Origin of the sequence: Variovorax boronicumulans (assembly GCF_029892485.1) — a bacterium.
GTDB classification, from domain to species: Bacteria; Pseudomonadota; Gammaproteobacteria; order Burkholderiales; family Burkholderiaceae_C; genus Variovorax; species Variovorax boronicumulans_B.
This window is the reverse complement of the sequence record NZ_JARXVG010000015.1, coordinates 86,647-105,484: the sequence shown is the minus strand read 5'-3', so window position 1 is coordinate 105,484 and position 18,838 is coordinate 86,647. Positions and strand designations below refer to the sequence as shown.

The following is an 18,838-nucleotide window of genomic DNA, read 5'->3' as shown; positions in this document are numbered from 1 at the left end:
AGAAGGTTCAACGGCCCGAAGAGTGTGTTGGTTTGCCAACAAGAAGAGTTCGCATTGTACCCGGGGGGCCCCATTTGTCCCCCCGCCCTAAAATGCCCTGTTTCACCCACGTTCCGTTGCATGCCCAAGGTGCCTTCCCCTTCTTCTTCTTCCAGCCCGGCGGCCATGCCCGATACGGGGCCGTTGCCCGTCAGTTACGAAGCGGGGCTTCAGGAACTGGAACAACTGGTTGCAGAACTCGAATCGGGCCAGCTGCCGCTCGATCAACTGCTCGGCAGCTACCAGCGCGGCGCCGCATTGCTCGCGTTCTGCCGCGACAAGCTGCAGGCGGTCGAAGACCAGATCAAGGTGCTCGATGCGGGCAGCCTGAAGGCCTGGACGGCCGAATGAGCGCGGCCACGATGACCGACTGGACTGCCGCGCGGCTCGCCGGCTGGAGCGAACCGCATCTGGCCCGCGTCGAAGCGGCACTGTCGCGCTGGGTCGGCGTCGATGCGCCGGTGCTGCTGGGCGACGCCATGCGCTATGCGGTGCTCGACGGCGGCAAGCGGCTGCGGCCGCTCCTGGTGCTCGCGGCCAGCGAGGCGGTCGGCGGCAATGAAGCCGCTGCGCTGCGCGCGGCCTGCGCCACGGAACTGATCCACGCCTATTCGCTCGTGCACGACGACCTGCCCTGCATGGACAACGACGTGCTGCGCCGCGGCAAGCCCACGGTGCATGTGAAGTTCGGCGAGGCCGACGCGCTGCTCGCCGGCGATGCGCTTCAAGCCCTGGCCTTCGAGCTGCTGACGCCCGAAGGCGACGAGATTCCCGCGGCCACGCAGGCCACGCTGTGCCGCCTGCTTGCGCGCGCCGCCGGCAGCCAGGGCATGGCGGGCGGCCAGGCGATCGATTTGGCCAGCGTCGGCATCGCGCTCGACGAAACGCAACTGCGCGAAATGCACCGCCTCAAGACCGGCGCGCTGCTGCAGGGCAGTGTCGAGATGGGCGCCGCCTGCGGCAACGTGTCAGGCGACGCGCTGAAGGCGTTGTGCGAATACGGCGCGGCCATCGGCCTGGCCTTCCAGGTGGTGGACGACATCCTTGATGTCACTGCCGATTCGCAAACCCTGGGCAAGACCGCCGGCAAGGATGCCGCTGCCGACAAGCCCACCTACGTGTCGCTGCTCGGCCTCGACGGCGCGCGCACGCAGGCCCGCCAACTGCTGGCCGATGCGCTCGCCGCCCTGACCAGGAGCGGCCTGGCCGACACCGCCGCGTTGCGCGCGCTGGCCCACATGGTGGTCGACCGCGACCGCTGAGAAAAGAACAAACCCCCACATGGCTCCGCTGCTTCCCACTCTCCACGACCCCTCGCCGATCCGCCAGTACGACCGCGCACAGCTGCGGCAACTGTCCGACGAGGTGCGCGCCTGCGTGCTCGACAACGTCTCGCGCACCGGCGGCCACCTGAGCTCCAACCTCGGCACGGTCGAGCTCACGGTCGCGCTGCACCACGTGTTCAACACGCCGCACGACCGGCTGGTGTGGGACGTGGGCCACCAGACCTATCCGCACAAGATCCTCACCGGCCGGCGCGAGCGCATGCCCACGCTCAGGCAGATCGGTGGCATCTCGGGCTTTCCGCAGAGGAGCGAGAGCGAGTACGACACCTTCGGCACCGCGCACTCGTCCACCAGCATCTCGGCCGCGCTCGGCATGGCGATGGCGGCCAAGCAGAAGGGCGAAGACCGCTACACCGTGGCCATCATCGGCGACGGCGCATTGACGGCCGGCATGGCCTTCGAGGCGCTCAACAACGCGGGCGTGTGCGACTGCAAGTTGCTCGTGATCCTGAACGACAACGACATGTCGATCAGCCCGCCCGTGGGCGCGCTCAACCGCTACCTCGCGCAGTTGATGAGCGGCAATTTCTACGCCGCCGCCAAGAACGTCGGCAAGAGCGTGCTGCGCGCCGCGCCGCCGCTTTTCGAACTCGCCAAGCGCTTCGAGCAGCATGCCAAGGGCATGGTGGTGCCGGCCACGCTGTTCGAGCAGTTCGGCTTCAACTACGTCGGCCCGATCGACGGGCACGACCTCGATTCGCTGGTGCCTACGCTCGAGAACCTCAAGCACCTGAGCGGCCCGCAGTTCCTGCATGTGGTCACGAAGAAGGGCCAGGGCTACAAGCTGGCCGAAGCCGACCCGGTGGCCTATCACGGCCCGGGCAAGTTCGATCCGCAAGTGGGGCTCGTCAAGTCGACCGCGGTGGCCAAGCAGACCTTCACGCAGGTGTTCGGCCAGTGGCTGTGCGACACGGCCGCGCACGACGGCCGGCTCGTGGGCATCACGCCCGCGATGCGCGAAGGCTCGGGGCTCGTCGAGTTCGAGCAGCGCTTTCCTGATCGCTACTACGACGTTGGCATCGCCGAGCAGCATGCGGTCACCTTCGCGGCCGGACTGGCTTGCGAGGGCCTCAAGCCGGTGGTCGCGATCTATTCGACCTTTCTGCAGCGCGCGTACGACCAACTGATCCACGACGTCGCGATCCAGAACCTGCCGGTGGTGTTCGCACTCGACCGCGCGGGCCTCGTGGGCGCCGATGGCGCCACGCACGCGGGCGCCTACGACATCCCGTTCCTGCGCTGCATTCCCAACATGAGCATCGCCTGCCCGGCCGACGAGCGCGAGTTGCGCCAGTTGCTCACGAGCGCCTACGAACAGAACCACCCGGTGGCCGTGCGCTATCCGCGCGGTGCGGGTGCCGGCGTTGCGCCGCACCTCACGCTCAAGTCGCTGCCTTTCGGCAAGGGCGAAGTGCGCCGCGAGGGCAAGCGCATCGCGATCCTCGCGTTCGGCTCGCTGCTGTATCCCGCGCTCGCTGCCGCCGAGTCGCTCGATGCCACGGTGGTCAACATGCGCTGGGCCAAGCCGCTGGACGTCGAACTGCTGCTGGAGGTGGCGGGCACGCACGATGCCATCGTCACGCTCGAAGAGGGCGCCACCATGGGCGGCGCGGGCAGCGCGGTGCTCGAGGCATTGCAGGCGGCCAACGTGCAGAAGCCGGTGCTGCAGCTCGGCCTGCCCGACCGCTTCATCGAACACGGCGATCCGGCCAGGCTGCTCGCATCGATCGGACTCGATGCACCGGGCATTGCGGCATCGATCGCGCAACGCTTCGGCGCCGTCGCAGGGTAAACCCCGGCCGGCCGCTGTAGGCCGGTTTTTACAATCAAGAAGACTTAGACAAAAGTCCCCAACGCGGTCACAAGCCGCGTTTCGTTTTTTTCAAAGAACCCGGAGAGAATCAATGGATCGTCGTTCCCTCATCAAAAACGCTGGCATCGCCGGCGTTTTGGCCGCCGGCATTGCGCCCGCGGTCCACGCGCAGGCCACCGTTCGCTGGCGCCTGGCGTCGAGCTTCCCCAAGTCGCTGGACACCATCTTCGGCACCGCCGAGGTGTTCGCCAAGAGCGTCAGCGACATGACCGGCGGCAAGTTCCAGATTTCCGTGCACGCAGGCGGCGAACTGATGCCCGCCTTCGGCGTGGTCGATGGCGTGCAGAACGCATCGGTCGAAATGGCCCACACGGCGCCTTACTACTTCTACGGCAAGGACCCGACCTTCTGCCTCGGTTGCGCAGTGCCCTTCGGCATGAACACCCGCCAGCAGAACGCATGGATGTACGAAGGCAACGGCCTGAAGCTGATGCGCGCGTTCTACGCCAAGTACAACATCATCAACCTGCCGGGCGGCAACACGGGCGCGCAGATGGGCGGCTGGTTCCGCAAGGAAATCAAGTCGGTCGCCGACCTGAAGGGCCTGAAGTTCCGCACCAATCCGTTCGCGGGCAAGGTGCTCGAACCCTTCGGCGTGATCCCGCAATCGATCCCCGGTGCAGACCTGTACCCGGCGCTCGAAAAGGGCACGCTGGACGGCCTGGAATGGGTCGGCCCGTACGACGACCAGAAGCTCGGCTTCAACAAGATCGCGCCGTTCTACTACTACCCCGGCTGGTGGGAAGGCGGCCCCGAGCTGGACTTCTACATCAACACCAAGGCGTGGGAAGGCCTGTCGGCCGACTACAAGGCCATCGTCGAAGCGGCTGCAGCGCACGCCAACATCACGATGACCGCCAAGTACGACGCCAAGAACCCGATCGCGCTCAAGCAGCTCGTGGGCTCGGGCACCAAGCTGCGTCCGTTCTCGCAGGACGTGATGAACGCGGCCTTCAAGTCGGCCCAGCAGATCTACTCGGACCTGAACAACAGCAACCCCGAGTGGAAGAAGATCTACGGCGACTGGTCCAAGTTCCTGGCCGACCAGAACGCCTGGTTCCGCTACACCGAAGGCACGTTCGACCGCTTCATGCAGCAGCAGAAGCTGTAAGCGTCACCCGCTTCGCCTGTGACAGCAAAAAGCCCCGCCGGTTTCGGCGGGGCTTTTTTTCATTTCTCGGGCGGCGGCGACGAGGGCATGGCGCGCGCCGCCACACGTTGACCGAAGGCGACTAGCACCTGCGGATCGTAGGCATGGAACCAGGTGATGCCGCCGAAGCGCCGGCGCACCAGCAGCCGCGGCGCGATCACGCGTTCGAGCATGCGGATGTGCACCAGCTTGAGCTGCGCCACGTCCTCAGCCCGCACGCGCTTGTTCCAGAGCCAGGTCTGCGTGAGCACGTCGCCTTCGAGGCGGGTGCGGCTGTAGACGATCCAGTAGCCGACCCACGCCACGCACAGCCCCGCCACACCGAACACGAAGAGGCTGGTGGCCGACCAGCTGGTCGTGCGCAGCGACGGCAGGCTCCAGAGCGCGAACGCGAAAAGATCCACCACGAGCACCACCGCCAGCGTGCGCAAGAGCGGCGGGAAGGCGGCGCTCTCGAGTGGGCCGGCGGCGTTGCCTTCGCTTTCGCCGGTCACTGCTTGGGGGCGTCGCCGGAGGCCGGCGGCGTTTCCAGCGCCGGTGCAGGCGTTTCTTCCGTCTTCTTCCCGTTGCCGAACGGGTCTTCCATGTTCACGCCGTTGCTGTCGGGTTCGGGCGGCGGCATGGCGTCGGCCGGCATGTCGAGGTTGACCTTGTCGATGTCCACGACCTTTTCCTTGTCGAGGAACACGGTCACCGTCTGCGGGAAGAAGATCACGATGGCCACCAGCAACAGCTGCATCCCCACCCACGGGATGGCACCCAGGTAGATGTCGCGCGACTCCACCTTTCGGGGTAACGCCCCGTTCTTGAAGAGGGTGTCGGCGATGCCCCGTAAATAGAACAGCGCAAAACCGAACGGTGGATGCATGAACGAGGTCTGCATGTTCACGCACAGCAGCACGCCGAACCACACCATGTCGATGCCCAGCTTGTGCGCCACAGGGCCGAGCAGCGGCAGGATGATGAAGGCGATCTCGAAGAAGTCGAGGAAGAACGCGAGGAAGAACACGAAGATGTTGACCGCGATCAGGAAGCCGACCTGGCCGCCCGGCAGGCCCGAGAGCATGTGCTCGATCCACTTGGCGCCGTCCACGCCCTGGAAGACCAGCGAGAACACGCGCGAGCCGATCAGGATGAACACCACCATGGCCGTCAGGCGCATGGTGCCTTCCATGGCGTCCTTCATCAGCTGCCAGTTCAGACGGCGATGGACGAGCGCGAGGATCAGCGCACCCACCGCGCCCATGGCGCCGGCCTCGGTCGGCGTGGCGATGGCGCGGTCCATGAAGGGCAGGCCGCCCATCGAGCCGAGCACCGCGAAGATCAGGATGGCGGAGGGGATGATGCCGCGCAGGCACTTGCCCCACAGCGCCCAGCCGTTGAGCGTGCGCGCGGTGATGGGCAGGCCCGGCACGTAGTGCGGGCGGATGCGCGAGACCAGGAAGGTGTAGATCGCGAAGATCACCACCTGCAGGATCGACGGACCCCAGGCGCCCTTGTACATCTGGCCGACGTCGGTGCCGAGCTGGTCGGCCATGACGATGAGCACCAGCGAGGGCGGCACCAGCTGCGTGATGGTTCCCGAGGCGGCGAGCACGCCGGTCGAATAGCGCATGTTGTAGCCGTAGCGCATCATGATCGGCAGCGAGATCATCGCCATCGCGATCACCTGGCCGGCCACCGTGCCGGTGATGGCACCGAGGATGAAGCCCACGATGATCACCGAGTAGCCCAGGCCGCCGCGGATCGGGCCGAAGAGCTGGCCCATGGAGTCGAGCATGTCCTCGGCCAACCCGCATTTCTCGAGCACGGCTCCCATCAATGTGAAGAACGGGATCGCGAGCAGCGTCTCGTTCGACAGGATGCCGAAGACGTTCAGCGGCAGGTTGGCCATGAAGCCGGCCGGGAACCAGCCCATCTCGATGGCGATGAAGCCCGACAGGAGGCCGAGGGCGGAGAGCGAGAACGCGACCGGGAATCCGATCAGCATGATCACCACGAGCCCCGCGAACATGATCGGGGCGAAATTTTCCATGTGCATTGCGACTTACCTGCGGTGCGTGCGGGAGAGGAGGGGGCCTGATGAGGGAGCGCGAAGGGCGCCCATCACTGCACCGGCTTCTCGTAGTGCGTGTCCATCTGGATCAGGCCGCGCAGGTAGGCGATGCGCTTGATGATTTCCGAGACGCCCTGCAGGAACATCGCGGCGAAGCCCACGGGCATCAGCAGCGCCGCAGGCCAGCGGATGAGGCCGCCGATGTTGCCGGACATCTCGCCGGTGACCCAGGTGTTCCAGAAATACGGCCACGTGAGATAGGTGAAGAGCGCCATCACCGGCAGCAGGAAGAAGATGAGGCCGAACAGGTCGACATACACCGGCCCGTAGCCCTTGAGCTTGCCGTAGATGATGTCCACGCGCACATGCTCGTTGAAGCGAAGCACCACAGGTGCGCCCAGCATCACCGTGGCGGCGAACAGGTACCACTGGATTTCGAGGAACGCGTTGTTGCTGAAGTCCAGGCCGTACCGGACGATGGCATTGGCCGCCGAGATGAGCGAGGCGGCCAGTACGGCATAACCGGCGAACTTGCCGAGTTTTTCGCTGATCCAGTCCATGCCGGTCGCGAATTTGAGGAATGCAGACAAGGGGGTGTCTCCCACGAAGCCCAAGGTGAAACGCCGGCCCCTGGTGGGGGCTGCGCAAAGCCCGCAATGGTATCCCGGCGAACCTTCGTATTGCTTTGCCGGGAACCCGGGTTTACCCCAAAGCCGCATCTCGCGGGTGGATCGCAGGCGGGCCGGCCGGTCGCCATAATTGCCCATGTCTTCGAGTCCGTCGCCCTCGGCGCCCTTCGGCGCGGCGAACCTGCCGCATTCCATCGATTCGCCCGACATGTGCCGCGCTGGCCGCGACCTGCTCTCGCTGGCCCTGATCGATGCGCGTAACCACACGCTGCACCTGCTGACCCTGTACGAAGAGGCGCTGGGCTCCGAAGCCCTTGCCGTGCCGCCCGTGCCCGAGGAAGAGGGCGTGGTGCCCCCGGTGTGGCTGGCCGGGCACATCGGCTGGTTTGCCGAATGGTGGATCGGCCGCAACACGCAGCGCGCCTTCGGCATCGATTGCCCGGTGCGGCCCACGCGGCTGGCGGCCATCGAGCCGAGCGCCGACGACTGGTGGAACCCGGCGCAGAGCGTGCCCGGCCGCCGCTGGTCGGCCGACCTGCCTTACCTTGGACAGACCAAGGCCTACCTGCTCGAGACGCTGGAGAGCACGCTCGAGTTGCTCGAGCATGCGGCCGAGACCGATGCGGGCCTCTACTTCTATCGCCTCGCGCTCTTTCACGAAGACCTGCGCGGCGAGCAGTTCGTGGTGATGGCGCAATCGCTCGGGCTGCCCCTGGGCATCGAGCAGGCACCCATTGCCGTCACGCGCGAGCCGCTGCTGGTGCCCGCCACGCGCTGGGAACTGGGCCTGCCCGAGAGCGGCTTCGCCTTCGCGCAGGAGCGCGCCGCGCACCGGGTCGACGTGCCCGAGTTCGAGATCGACGCGCAACCGGTCACCTGGAACCAGTACATCGAATTCGTCGACGACGGCGGCTACGACCGCCAGGAACTGTGGCATCCCGAAGGCTGGCGCTGGCTGGCCGCGCAGGTCGAGGGACGGCGCGGTCCGCGCCATGTGGAGCAGATCGGCGCGGCGCGCCACGGCACGGGCGGCTCGGTGCTGCAGCACCGCTTCGGCGTCACCGTGCGCGCGGCGGGGCACCACAGCGCCGTGCACCTGAGCTGGTGGGAGGCCGATGCCTGGGCGCGCTGGGCGGGGCGCCGCGTCGCGACCGAGGTCGAGTGGGAGATCGCAGCGCACACGGCAGCGCGGCGCGGCTTCCGCTGGGCCGACGTGCACGAGTGGACGGCCGGCACGCTCCAGCCCTGGCCGGGCTTCCGGGCCGACCCATGGAGCGCGGGGGGCGAGTTCGATCCGGTGGCCGCATTCGGCAGGGCGCGCGTATTGCGTGGCGCGTCGTTCGCGACACGTGCGCGGCTTCGTTCGCCGCGTCGTCGCGGCTTCGCATTGCCCGAACGCGACGACGGCTTCTTCGGCTTCAGGACCTGCGCGCTGTAGCGGCGCTCAGCGCTCGCCGCCGGCTTCCGACGACAGCGGCGGCGCCACTTCCTCCAGCGGCTTGCGTTCTGCATCGGCCGCATGGCGCAGCGCCAGCAGCCCAGCGACGATGACCAGCACCGCACCGATCAGGTAGCCCACCATCACCGCGCCGCGACTGCCGGTCTCGATCAGCGCGCCGAACAGCACCGGCGCCACGAAGCCGCCTGCGCCCATGCCGATGGCATAGAAGATCGCGATGGCCATGGCGCGCATCTCGAGCGGGAACACCTCGCTGACCGTCAGGTAGGCCGAGCTCGCCGCGGCGGAGGCGAGGAAGAACACCGCCGACCAGCACAGCGCCTGGCTGCGCGCATCGAGCCAGCCCATCATGAAGGCCCATCCGGTGAGCGCGAGTCCGACGCCCGCAAGCACATAGGTCAGCGCGATCATCCGGCGCCGGCCCACGCTGTCGAACAGTGGCCCCAGCAGCAACGGCCCGAGCACGTTGCCCAGCGCGAACGGAAAGATGTAGAGCGCCACGCGGCCCTCGGACACGCCGTAGAAGCGGGTGAGCACCAGCGCGTAGGTGAAGAAGATCGCGTTGTAGAAGAAGGCCTGCGCGATCATCAGCGCCGCGGCCACCACGCTGCGCGCCCTGTACCGCCGCAGCAGCACGCGTGCCACCTCGCGCATCGAGGGGCTTTCGGCTCGCGCGGCCGTGTAGTTCACCCGGCCTCTGGACGCCGGCAGCGGTCCGTGCTGCGCCTGGATTTCGCGCTCGATGTCCGCCACGATGCGTTCGGCCTCCTCGACGCGCCCATGCGCGATGAGCCAGCGCGGGCTCTCGGGCACATGGCGCCGCACCAGCAGGATCGCCACGGCCAGCACCGCGCCCAGCGCGAAGCCCGCGCGCCAGCCCCACACGGGGCCGATCGCGCGCGCATCGAGCAGCACCAGGCTGAGCGCCGCACCGAGCGCCGCGCCGATCCAGAAGCTGCCATTGATCGCGAGGTTGACGCGCCCGCGCACCCGCGCCGGAATGAGTTCGTCGATGGCCGAATTGATGGCCGCGTACTCCCCGCCGATGCCCAGGCCGGTGACGAAGCGGCACAGGGCGAAGAACGCGAAGTCGGGCGAGAAGGCCGTGGCCAGCGTGCCGACCGTGTAGACCAGCAGCGTGATGAGAAAGAGCTTCTTGCGCCCCAGCCGGTCGGTGAGCCGCCCGAAGACGAGCGCGCCGATGACCGCACCCGCGATGTAGATGGAGCCGGACCAGCCGATCTCGGCGGCCGTGAGGCCGAGCGTGTCGGGCCGCTCCAGCACCGCGCCGATGGAGCCCACCAGCGTGACCTCCAGGCCGTCCAGGATCCACGCCACGCCCAAGGCGATGACCACGCGCCAGTGCCAGCGCGACCATGGCAGGCGATCCAGGCGGGCGGGGATGTCGCTGCTGAGCACCGTCATGCGGGGAATTATGCGAAGCGCGGCATGGCCCGCGGTGTAGGACCGGCGCTGCAATGCGTACGGCGGCGCGCCCCTGGCCACGCTCGGCCGGAGCCTGTGCGGATCAGGCCGCGACCGGCGCCGACACCTGCCGGATGCCCATGGCTTTCAGCGTGTCCGCAATCGCCGCGACCGCCCCCGGAATGCCCGCATCGCCAAAGTGCCCCATGCAGCCCACGCGGAAGGTTTCCACCTGCGTGAGCTTGCCCGGGTAGAGGATGTAGCCGCGCTTCTTCACCTCCTGGTAGAAGGTCTTGAAGTTGTAATTCGCGTCGTCGGGCGCGTGGAAGGTGACGATGATCGGCGCCTGGATCGCCGGGTCGAGAAAGCTGCGAAAGCCCAGTGTGGCCAGCCCCTCGATGAGCGCCTTGCAGTTGCGCGCATAGCGCCCGCCGCGCGCGGCCAGGCCGCCTTCCTCGACGTACTGCGCAATGGCCGTGTCGAGCGCGGCGACCACGTGCGTGGGCGGCGTGAAGCGCCACTGCGTGGTCTTCTCCATGTAGACCCACTGGTCGTACAGGTCCATGCTCAGCGAGTGGCAGTTGCCTTCGCATTTCTCGAGCGTGCTGCGCTTGATGACGACGAAGCCCATGCCCGGCACGCCTTCGAGGCACTTGCCCGAGGCGGCGACCACTGCATCGAAGGGCGTCTTGCGCGCATCTATCTCCAGCGCGCCGAAGGAGCTCATCGCATCGATGATCAGGCCGCGTCCGTGTTTGGCCACGACCAGCGCGATCTCGTGCAGCGGGTTGAGCACGCCTGCGCCGGTTTCGCAATGCACCACGGCGACGTGGGTGATGCTGGAGTCAGCTGCAAGCGCGCGGTCGACGTCGGCGGGCGAGACCTGCTTTTCTTCGGTGTAGTCGATGGTGGTGAGCTTGCGGCCGAGCACCTTGCAGATCTTGGCCAGGCGCTGGCAGTACGCGCCGTTGCTCGGCACCAGCACATGGCCGTTGCGCGGAACGATGGTGCCGATGGCTGCCTCCACCGAGAAGGTTCCGCTGCCCTGCAGCGGAACGCATTCGTGCGTGCCCGTGCCGTGCACGATCTCCAGCACGTTCTTGCGGATGCGCGCGGTGATCTGGTTGAAGTCGGCGTCCCACGATCCCCAGTCGCGCAGCATCGCCTGGCGTGTGCGGTCCGAGGTGGTGAGGGGGCCGGGCGTGAGCAGGATCGGGTACGTGGGGTGGGGGGCTTGACTCATGGTGTCTCCAGGCGGGGAAAGGAATGAGAGAGGGCGTCTTCGTTGTTCAGCCGCGGCTGAGGTTGCGCCAGGCTTGTGTACGCGAGAGCAGCACGCGCGTGAGCAGCGAATAAACGATGCACACGAGCGTCGAGGTGACCACGATCAGGCTCGCGAGCGCTGCGGCCGGGCCGATGTCGCCGGCGTCGTCCAGATGCATGATCGCGACCGACGCGAGGATGGTCTCGGGCGTGTAGAGAAAGATGGCGCACGACAGGCTCGCCATCGATACCACGAAGAAATAGCGTCCGATGTCCAGGATGGCCGGCAGGCACACCGGCACCGTCACGCGCAGGAAGGTCTTGAAGAACGGCACCTTGAGCGAGGCCGAGACGGCTTCGAACTCGTTGTCGATCTGCTTGAGCGCCGTCACCGCCGTGAGGTGGCTCGAGGTGTAGTAGTGCACCACCATCGAGATGATCAGGATCGCCATCGTCTGGTACAAAAAGTTCAGCGGGTTGGCCGGATGGTTGAAGAACATCACGTAGCCCAGCCCGAGCACCAGGCCCGGCACCGCCATCGACAACACCGCCATCAGGTGCATGCCCTTGCGCATCAGGCCCAGGTTGCGCGTCTTCTCGATGAGGTAGGCGCCCACGAAGACGATCAGCGAACCGGCCACGGCAGTGACCATCGCCACGATCAGGCTGTTGCCGTAGGCCTCGGCCATGTCGCTCTCGACCAGCACGAAGTGGTAGTGCTTGAGCGTGGGCGAGAGGTCGTAGGGCCACAGCGAAATGAGCGAGGTGTAGATCGCCATGCCGATGGTGGCCAGCAAAAGGCCGCACACCACTGTGCAGAACAGCGTGAGCAGCGCATCGGCCACCTTGCGGCGCTTGGGGCTGTAGGGCACCGAGCGGGCGGTGAGCTGTGCCTTGAGCTTGCGCCGCACCACGTAGTCGATCACGAACGAGACGATGGACGGCAGCAGCAGCAGCATGCCCACCACCGCGCCGATGGAGAAGTTGTGCTGCCCCACCACCTGCTTGAACACATCGACCGACAACACATTGAAGTTGCCGCCGATGACCTTGGGCGCGCCGAAGTCGCTCACCACGTAGGTGAAGACCACCGTGGCCGCGCTGATGAGACCGTACTTGCACGAGGGCAGCGTGATCGTCATGAACTGGCGGAACGGCCGCGTGCGCAGTGCGGTCGCCGCTTCGTACAGCCTGCCATCGGCCAATGAGAGCGCGGTGACCAGGATCATCAGCGCATGCGGGAAGGTGTTGTAGACCTCGGCCATGATGATCCCCGGCGCGCCGTAGATCGACATGCCGCCCAAGAGGAACTTGAGCGCCCCCTGATTGCCGAACCACTGCACGAACGAAATGGCCGACAGCAGCGAGGGCGCGAGCAGCGGAATCAGCGCGATGAGCCGGAACACGGCCTTGAGTGCCACAGGCATGCGGCTGCGCGTGAGCGCATAGGCGAAGACGAAGGCCGTGGGCACCGAGATCGCCACGACCGCCGCCGAAACCCAGATCGAGTTCCACGCCGCGCGCAGCAGGCTCGGCGTCTGGAAGTAGGTGATGAAGTGCGCGAGGCCCACGAAGCGGCCGTCCTTGTCCTGCACTGCGTGCGCGAGGATGGTGAAGAGCGGCGCAACGAGAAACACGAACAGCATCGCCATCACCACGAACAGGATGGCGCGCGCGATCGTCTCGTCGCGGCTCCAGCGCATGCCGGGCCGCGCGGCGAACGAAGCCTTCAGGGTGGAAGCTTGGGCCAGCGTGTTCATGGCTTGGACGTGCGTGCGGCGGAAAAAGCTCGGATGCGGTTGGCGCGCAGCGCGATGTCGATGGTGTTGCCCTCGCGGATGTCCAGGTCGTGCAGCTGGTTGAGCGAGAAGTGCAGGCCCAGCACCTGCCCGCGCAGCGCGTCGGCGGTCACCTCGGCGATGCAGAGGCCGCCGAGGAACTCGACCTTCGTCACCTTGGCCTGCAGCCGGTTGGGCGTGTCGTCACCCAGGTGCTCGACCGCGCGGTCTTCGGGGCGCAGGTAAAGGTTGACGGCCTCGCCGGGCTCGAAGGCGCCGTCGCAGGCATCGCATTCGAGTTCCATGTCGCCGACCTGGAAGCGGTGGTTGCCCAGCGCCACCGAGCGCAGCACGTTGACCTTGCCGACGAAGTCCGCCACGAAGGGCGTGGCTGGCTGCTCGTAGACCTCCATGGGCGTGCCGACCTGCTCGATCACGCCGTGGTTCATGACCACGATGCGGTCGGCCATCGAGAGCGCTTCTTCCTGGTCGTGCGTGACCATGATGGTCGTGATGCCGACCTGCTTCTGCAGCCGGCGGATCTCGCCGCGCAGGCGGATGCGCTCCAGCGCATCGAGCGCGGACAGGGGCTCGTCGAGCAGCAGCAGGCCGGGGCGGGTGGCGAGCGCGCGGGCCAACGCCACGCGCTGCTGCTGGCCGCCGGAGAGCTGGCTCGGGTATTTGTTGCCCGATGTCGGCAGGCCGACGAGCTTCAGCAATTCCTCGACGCGTGCCTTGATCTCCCCGCGCCTGGCACGGCTGTTGACCAGCCCGTAGCCGATGTTCTCGGCAATCGAGAGGTTGGGAAAGAGCGCATACGACTGGAACACGATGCCGTAGTCGCGCTTGTCCGGCGAGAGCCACGAGACGTCCTTGCCGTTCTGCAGGATCTGCCCGGCGGTCTGCGTCTCCAGCCCCGCGATGATGCGCAGCAGCGTGGTCTTGCCGCAGCCCGAAGGGCCGAGGAAGCACAGCATCTCGCCGGGGTTCACGCGCAGGTGCACGTCGCGCAGCGCGCTGAAGGTCTCGAAGTCCTTGCGCACGCCGACGATCTCCAGCGCTGCGGGAGCGCTCGCGGGCACCGGGTTGGCAATGAACTTGGTGTCGGTCATATCCATTTTTCGCACTCGTCGTTGGCGGGCGTCACCGTGAAGCCGGCACCCGCGGATTGAAAGTCGGGAATGCCGCAGGGCCTACTTGGGTTCGGCCTTGCCTTCGTAGCGCTTGCTCCACTCGGCCAGGATGCGTTCGCGGTTCTTTGCGGCCCAGTTGATGTCGTTCCTGGCAAGCAGCTTTTCGTAGTTGTCCGGAATGCCTTCGAGCTTCGAGACCACGCCGGGGTAGGCGACGACGGCCCACCAGCGGGCGCTGATCTGGTTGGCTTCCTTGCTGGCCATCCAGTCGGCGAAACGCTTGCCTTGCTCCAGCTTCGTGCTGGTCTTCATGAGGCTGGTGGCTTCGATGTCCCAGCCCAGGCCTTCCTTCGGAAAGATCAGGTCGACCGGCGCGCCCGACTTCTTGACCTGGTGCGCGCGGAACTCGAACGAGATGCCGATCGGGAACTCGCCCGCGCCCGCCTGCTTGCAGGGCTTGGAGCCCGAGTGCACGTACTGGGCGATGTTCTGGTGCAGCGCATCCATGTACTTCCAGCCCTCGGCGTCGCCCATGTTCTGCAGCCACGACGACACATCGAGGTAGCCGGTGCCGCTGGAGGCCGGGTGCGGCATCGAGATCGTGCCCTTGTAGACCGGCTTGGCCAGGTCCTTCCAGCTCTCGGGCTTGGGCAGGCCGAGCTTCTGTGCCTCGACGCGGTTGAAGCAGATGGTCGCGGCCCAAACGTCCATGCCGACCCAGGCGGGTGGGCGGGCGGTGTCGGAGTAGCCGGGGTTCAGGTCCTTGAAGCCCTTGGGCTCGTAGGGAAGGAGCATGCCTTCCTGCTGCAGCAGCGCGAGGCTGCTGGCGGCCAGGCCGGCCACCACGTCGGCCTGCGGATTGGCCTTTTCGGCGAGCAGCTTGGCGGTGACGATGCCGGTGGAGTCGCGCACCCACTTCACCTCGATGTCGGGATTGGCCTTCTCGAAAGCGTCCTTGTAGAGCTTCATGGCGTCGGTCTCGAGCGCCGTGTAGACAAGGAGTGGGGTCTTCTGCGCCGATGCCGTGCCGGCAATGAGGCCGAGGGCCGCAATACACAGGGTCGCCGTGAGACGGCGCGTGCTTTGTTTCATCGTCATCTGTTTCTCCTGAGAGGGCTTGCTGGTCACCGGGTGGGTGAGTGGCGGGCTCCGGCGGGTGGCGTGCCAAGGTCCGGTGAGGGCAATGTAAATTGACGATTGATGACTGTCAATAAAAGATTGTTGACAGTTTTCAATTCTTCGGGAAAATACGCCCCATGGCCACCAGCAATCACTCCTCCGCCCTCGCGTTCCTCCAGTCCAGCTCGCTGCCGATGCTGATGCAGGAAGAAATCGAGCGTTTGATCATGACGGGCGAGCTCCCCGTGGGCAGCCGCATCAACGAGAGCGAGCTCTCGCAGCGCTTCAACACCAGCCGCGGCCCGATTCGCGAAGCGCTGCGCGCACTCGAAGAAGCCGGCCTCGTGCGCAACGAAAAGAACCGCGGCGTCTTCGTGCGGGAAATCGCCTTCGAGGAAGCCGACGAAATCTACGAACTGCGCGAGGCGCTCGAAGAAATCATCGGCCGCCGCGTGGCGCTGGCCATCGCGCCCGACGCGATCGAGCGCCTGCGCGCCATGGTCGATGCGATGCGCTCGGCCGCTCAGGCGCAGGACGTGGAGCAATACGCACAGCTCAACCTGCAGTTCCACGAGATCCTGCTCGACACCGCCGGCAGCAAGAAGCTCACCGAAACCTACAAGCGCCTCGTGAAGGAACTGCACCTCTTCAGAATGCGCGCGCTCGACAGCGGCGGGGGCCTCCGGGTCTCGGCCGACGAGCACAGCCACATCGTCGAAGCCATTGCCAGCGGCAATCCCGAGACGGCCGGGCGCGCACTGCGCGAGCACGTCGCCGGCAGCCGCGCACGCATGCACAAGGCCTTTGGCCGCGCCGATTCCGACGCCGCCGCCACATCGAACAACCCACCCCAAAAGGAAGTCTGAAATGACACCGGAGACACTCGAAGTCAATGCCAGGAGCTATCGCTGGATGGCGCGCCCCGTCGTGGTCGTGTGCGTGGACGGCAGCGAGCCGGCCTACCTCGATGCGGCCATTGCGGCCGGCGTTGCCCCGTACTTCGATCGCATGATCAAGTCGGGCGCCAACCTGCTGGGCGATTGCGTGGTGCCCTCGTTCACCAATCCGAACAACCTGTCGATCGTCACCGGCGTTCCGCCTGCGGTGCATGGCATCTGCGGCAACTACTTCTTCGACCGCGAGCTGGGCCAGGAAGTGATGATGAACGACCCCAAGTACCTGCGTGCCGGCACCGTGCTGGCCGCGTTTGCCGATGCGGGCGCCAAGGTCGCCGTCGTCACCGCCAAGGACAAGCTGCGCAAGCTGCTGGGCCACAAGATGAAGGGCATCTGCTTCTCGTCGGAGAAGTCGGACCAGGTGACGATGGAGGAGAACGGCATCGATGACGTGCTCGGCATGGTCGGCATGCCGGTGCCCTCGGTCTACAGCGCGGAGCTCTCCGAGTTCGTGTTCGCGTCGGGCGTGAAGCTGATGGAGTCGCGCCGCCCCGACCTCATGTACCTCTCGACCACCGACTACGTGCAGCACAAGGCCGCGCCGGGCAGCCCCGCGGCCAACGCCTTCTACGCGATGATGGACGGCTACCTCGCGCAGCTCGATGCGCTGGGCGCCACCATCGTGGTCACCGCCGACCACGGCATGAACGACAAGCACGGCGCCGACGGCTCGCCCAACGTCATCTACCTGCAGGACGTGCTCGATGAGTGGTACGGCGCCGGCGTGGCCCGCGTGATCCTGCCGATCACCGACCCGTACGTGGTGCACCACGGCGCGCTCGGCTCGTTCGCAACCGTGTACGCACCCGACGAGGCGCGCGTGCCGGGCTGGATCGACCGCATCCAGCGCGTGCCGGGCATGGAGCTCGTGCTCTCGCGCAAGGACGCCGCACAGCGCTTCGAGCTGCCGCCCGACCGCATCGGCGACATCGTGGTCGTGAGCGAGCGCAACACGGTGATCGGCACCGCGGCGAGCCGCCACGACCTCTCGGCGCTCGAAGTGCCGCTGCGCTCGCACGGCGGCGTGTCGGAGCAGCGCGTGCCGCTGATCTGCAATCGCCCGGTCACGGGCATCGCTGCGAGCCGGCGCCTGCGCAACTTCGACGCGCTCGACATCGCGCTGAACCACGCCCAATAACGAAATCGCCTTTCGGAGCATTCCATGAGCCAAGCCATCCTGAAGCCAGGCACCATCCACCGCGAGGCCCTGCGCATCGCTGGGGAAAAGGTCCATCGCGACCGCACGATCGAGGTCACCTACCCCTACACCGGCGAAGTGATCGCCACCGTGCCCAAGGCCACGATGGACGACGTGCGCAATGCGTTGCGCATCGCACGCGACTACAAGCCCACGCTCACGCGCTACGAGCGCTACAAGATCCTGATGCGTGCGGGCGAGATCATCGCTTCGCGCCTGGACGAGATGTCGCGCACCATCACGCTCGAATCCGGCCTCTCGCGCAAGGACTCGCTGTACGAGGTGGGCCGCGCGTCCGACGTGCTGCTGTTCGCCGCCAACCAGGCGCTGGTGGACGACGGCCAGGTGTTCTCGTGCGACCTCACGCACCACGGCAAGAGCCGCAAGGTCTACACGATGCGCGAGCCGCTGCTGGGCGCCATCACCGCCATCACGCCGTTCAACCATCCGCTGAACCAGGTGATCCACAAGGTGGCGCCGGCCATTGCGACCAACAACCGCATCGTGCTCAAGCCCAGCGAGAAGACGCCGCTCACGGCCTTCCTGCTGGCCGACATCCTCTACGAAGCGGGCCTGCCGCCGCAGATGCTGTCGGTGCTCACCGGCGACCCGAAGGAGATCGCCGACGAACTGCTCACCAATGCCGACGTCGACCTCGTCACCTTCACCGGCGGCGTGCCCATCGGCAAGTACATCGCGGGCAAGGCCGTCTACAAGCGCCAGATCCTGGAGCTGGGCGGCAACGACCCGATCATCGTGATGGAAGACGCCGACGTCGAGGAGGCCGCCACGCTCGCCGCCAACGGTTCGTACAAGAACTCGGGCCAGCGCTGCACAGCCGTCAAGCGCATGCTGGTGCACGAGTCGGTGGCCGACCAGTTCGTCGAGCTGCTGGTCGCAAAGACCCGCGCGCTGAAGTACGGCGACCCGATGGACCCCGACACCGACATGGGCACCGTGATCGACGAGGCCGCGGCCAGGCAGTTCGAAGCGGTGGTCAACGAAGCGATTGCCGCCGGCGCGAAGCTGCGCTACGGCAACGAGCGCCGCGGCGCACTCTATTCGCCCACGGTGCTCGACCATGTCGACCCGGAAATGACCGTGGCCAAGCACGAAACCTTCGGCCCCGTGTCGCCGGTGATCCGCTTCAAGAGCATCGACGAGGCGATCCGCATCTCCAACGGCACGGCCTACGGCCTGTCGTCGGCGGTCTGCACCAACCGGCTGGACTACATCACGCGCTTCATTCGCGAGCTGAACGTGGGCAGCGTCAACGTGCGCGAAGTGCCGGGCTACCGGCTGGAGCTCACGCCCTTCGGCGGCGTCAAGGACTCGGGCCTGGGCTACAAGGAAGGCGTGCTCGAAGCAATGAAGAGCTTCACCAACACCAAGACCTATTCGCTGCCCTGGTAGT

At 66.5% G+C, this 18,838-nt stretch carries 16 protein-coding genes; 8 read left to right on the top strand and 8 right to left on the bottom strand.

Going from position 1 to position 18,838, the window contains the following annotated elements; all coding sequences use genetic code 11:
* The first annotated feature begins 120 nt into the window (after nucleotides 1-120).
* From xseB to M2282_RS27170, 4 genes are all read left to right on the top strand, one after another.
* The gene (xseB, locus tag M2282_RS27185) at nucleotides 121-390 is read left to right on the top strand and encodes an exodeoxyribonuclease VII small subunit (protein ID WP_280811893.1); all 270 of its coding nucleotides are present in this window, start codon (nucleotides 121-123) and stop codon (nucleotides 388-390) included.
* Complete coding sequence (locus M2282_RS27180; RefSeq protein WP_280811892.1) at nucleotides 387-1,301, top strand: polyprenyl synthetase family protein; 915 nt, start codon at nucleotides 387-389, stop codon at nucleotides 1,299-1,301. Before xseB ends, M2282_RS27180 begins: the two co-directional genes overlap by 4 nt.
* A 19-nt stretch (nucleotides 1,302-1,320) precedes the next feature.
* Entirely contained in the window at nucleotides 1,321-3,177 is a 1,857-nt protein-coding gene (gene dxs, locus M2282_RS27175) for a 1-deoxy-D-xylulose-5-phosphate synthase (RefSeq protein WP_280811891.1), read from the top strand.
* A 112-nt stretch (nucleotides 3,178-3,289) separates the two neighbouring features.
* Nucleotides 3,290-4,369, top strand: coding sequence for a TRAP transporter substrate-binding protein (locus M2282_RS27170; RefSeq protein WP_042582434.1), 1,080 nt, complete (start codon nucleotides 3,290-3,292; stop codon nucleotides 4,367-4,369).
* 59 nt (nucleotides 4,370-4,428) lie between these two features.
* Here the strand turns inward: M2282_RS27170 and M2282_RS27165 are convergent, their stop codons facing one another.
* From M2282_RS27165 to M2282_RS27155, 3 genes are all read right to left on the bottom strand, one after another.
* Entirely contained in the window at nucleotides 4,429-4,902 is a 474-nt protein-coding gene (locus M2282_RS27165; RefSeq protein ID WP_280811890.1) for a hypothetical protein, read from the bottom strand.
* Nucleotides 4,899-6,449, bottom strand: coding sequence for a TRAP transporter large permease (locus tag M2282_RS27160; RefSeq protein ID WP_280811889.1), 1,551 nt, complete (start codon nucleotides 6,447-6,449; stop codon nucleotides 4,899-4,901). The genes M2282_RS27165 and M2282_RS27160 overlap by 4 nt, the downstream gene beginning before the upstream one ends.
* 65 nt (nucleotides 6,450-6,514) lie before the next feature.
* Nucleotides 6,515-7,054, bottom strand: a complete 540-nt coding sequence (locus tag M2282_RS27155) for a TRAP transporter small permease subunit (RefSeq protein WP_280811888.1) — start codon at nucleotides 7,052-7,054, stop codon at nucleotides 6,515-6,517.
* A 175-nt stretch (nucleotides 7,055-7,229) separates the two neighbouring features.
* On the opposite strand from M2282_RS27155, the gene M2282_RS27150 reads away from it, so the two are divergent.
* Nucleotides 7,230-8,531, top strand: coding sequence for an SUMF1/EgtB/PvdO family nonheme iron enzyme (locus M2282_RS27150; RefSeq protein ID WP_280811887.1), 1,302 nt, complete (start codon nucleotides 7,230-7,232; stop codon nucleotides 8,529-8,531).
* A gap of 6 nt (nucleotides 8,532-8,537) precedes the next feature.
* Here the strand turns inward: M2282_RS27150 and M2282_RS27145 are convergent, their stop codons facing one another.
* The 5 genes from M2282_RS27145 to M2282_RS27125 form a co-directional block, all read right to left on the bottom strand.
* The gene (locus M2282_RS27145) at nucleotides 8,538-9,977 is read right to left on the bottom strand and encodes an MFS transporter (RefSeq protein ID WP_280811886.1); all 1,440 of its coding nucleotides are present in this window, start codon (nucleotides 9,975-9,977) and stop codon (nucleotides 8,538-8,540) included.
* Nucleotides 9,978-10,080: 103 nt separating this feature from the next.
* Nucleotides 10,081-11,220 (bottom strand): 2-aminoethylphosphonate--pyruvate transaminase, encoded by a 1,140-nt coding sequence (locus tag M2282_RS27140; protein WP_280811885.1) that lies wholly within the window; start codon nucleotides 11,218-11,220, stop codon nucleotides 10,081-10,083.
* 46 nt (nucleotides 11,221-11,266) lie between these two features.
* Nucleotides 11,267-13,000, bottom strand: coding sequence for a putative 2-aminoethylphosphonate ABC transporter permease subunit (locus tag M2282_RS27135; protein ID WP_280811884.1), 1,734 nt, complete (start codon nucleotides 12,998-13,000; stop codon nucleotides 11,267-11,269).
* Nucleotides 12,997-14,136, bottom strand: coding sequence for a putative 2-aminoethylphosphonate ABC transporter ATP-binding protein (locus M2282_RS27130; protein ID WP_280811883.1), 1,140 nt, complete (start codon nucleotides 14,134-14,136; stop codon nucleotides 12,997-12,999). The genes M2282_RS27135 and M2282_RS27130 overlap by 4 nt, the downstream gene beginning before the upstream one ends.
* Nucleotides 14,137-14,211: 75 nt before the next feature.
* The gene (locus tag M2282_RS27125) at nucleotides 14,212-15,249 is read right to left on the bottom strand and encodes a putative 2-aminoethylphosphonate ABC transporter substrate-binding protein (protein ID WP_432422946.1); all 1,038 of its coding nucleotides are present in this window, start codon (nucleotides 15,247-15,249) and stop codon (nucleotides 14,212-14,214) included.
* Nucleotides 15,250-15,407: 158 nt separating this feature from the next.
* On the opposite strand from M2282_RS27125, the gene M2282_RS27120 reads away from it, so the two are divergent.
* The 3 genes from M2282_RS27120 to phnY are packed head-to-tail and all read left to right on the top strand — an operon-like array spanning nucleotide 15,408 to nucleotide 18,837.
* A complete protein-coding gene (locus M2282_RS27120; RefSeq protein WP_280811882.1) occupies nucleotides 15,408-16,136 on the top strand; it encodes a phosphonate utilization associated transcriptional regulator in 729 nt (242 codons plus the stop codon).
* A 1-nt stretch (nucleotide 16,137) separates the two neighbouring features.
* Nucleotides 16,138-17,364, top strand: a complete 1,227-nt coding sequence (gene phnA, locus M2282_RS27115; RefSeq protein ID WP_280811881.1) for a phosphonoacetate hydrolase — start codon at nucleotides 16,138-16,140, stop codon at nucleotides 17,362-17,364.
* A 24-nt stretch (nucleotides 17,365-17,388) separates the two neighbouring features.
* Complete coding sequence (gene phnY / locus M2282_RS27110; protein ID WP_280811880.1) at nucleotides 17,389-18,837, top strand: phosphonoacetaldehyde dehydrogenase; 1,449 nt, start codon at nucleotides 17,389-17,391, stop codon at nucleotides 18,835-18,837.
* The last annotated feature ends 1 nt before the right edge of the window (nucleotide 18,838 follow it).